Genomic DNA, 1,014 nt, shown 5'->3' with positions numbered 1-1,014 from the left:
GAGGACCGGCACGGTCTCGGTGCCGAAGGTCTCCACGAACAGGCCGACCGGCTCGGCCTTGCCGATCGCGTAGGCGACCTGCACCTCGGCGCGGCGGGCGAGGCCGGCGGCGACGATGTTCTTCGCCACCCAGCGCATCGCGTACGCGGCCGAGCGGTCCACCTTGGACGGGTCCTTGCCCGAGAAGGCGCCGCCGCCGTGCCGGGCCATGCCGCCGTAGGTGTCGATGATGATCTTGCGACCGGTGAGACCCGCGTCGCCCATCGGGCCGCCGATCTCGAACCGGCCGGTCGGGTTGACCAGCAGGCGGTAGCCCTCGGTGACCAGCTTGATGCCCTGCTCGGCGAGCGCCTTCAGCTCCGGCTCCACGACGAACTCGCGGACGTCCGGGGTGAGCAGCGACTCCAGGTCGATGTCGCTCGCGTGCTGGGTGGAGACCACCACGGTGTCGAGGCGCACGGCCTTGTCGCCGTCGTACTCGATGGTGACCTGGGTCTTGCCGTCGGGGCGCAGGTAGGGGATGGTCCCGTTCTTGCGCACCTCGGTGAGGCGGCGCGAGAGGCGGTGGGCCAGCGTGATCGGCAGCGGCATGAGCTCGGGCGTCTCGTCGGACGCGTAGCCGAACATCAGGCCCTGGTCGCCGGCGCCCTGCCGGTCCAGGTCGTCCTCGTCACCCTCGACCCGGGCCTCGTACGCGGTGTCGACGCCCTGGGCGATGTCCGGCGACTGCGCGCCGATCGAGACGGAAACGCCGCAGGAGGCGCCGTCGAAGCCCTTCTTGGAGCTGTCGTAGCCGATCTCCAGGATCTTGTCCCGGACGAGCTGCGCGATCGGCGCGTAAGCCTTCGTGGTCACCTCGCCGGCCACGTGCACCTGGCCGGTGGTGATCAGCGTCTCCACCGCGACCCGGGAAGTCGGGTCCTCGCGGAGGAGAGCGTCAAGAATGGTGTCGCTGATCTGGTCAGCGATCTTGTCGGGGTGTCCCTCGGTCACGGACTCCGAGGTGAACAGGCG

The 1,014-nt window shown here is 69.9% G+C and carries 1 protein-coding gene; it reads right to left on the bottom strand.

From position 1 onward, the window contains the following. A partial coding sequence (gene metK, locus IF01_RS0140785) for a methionine adenosyltransferase (protein WP_244215797.1) occupies positions 1-1,014 on the bottom strand: 1,014 nt, incomplete at both ends.

Source organism: Kitasatospora purpeofusca (assembly GCF_000718025.1).
Taxonomy (GTDB): domain Bacteria; phylum Actinomycetota; class Actinomycetes; order Streptomycetales; family Streptomycetaceae; genus Kitasatospora; species Kitasatospora purpeofusca.
The sequence above is the reverse complement of the archived record's forward strand: the minus strand, read 5'-3'. Positions and strand labels throughout refer to the sequence as shown.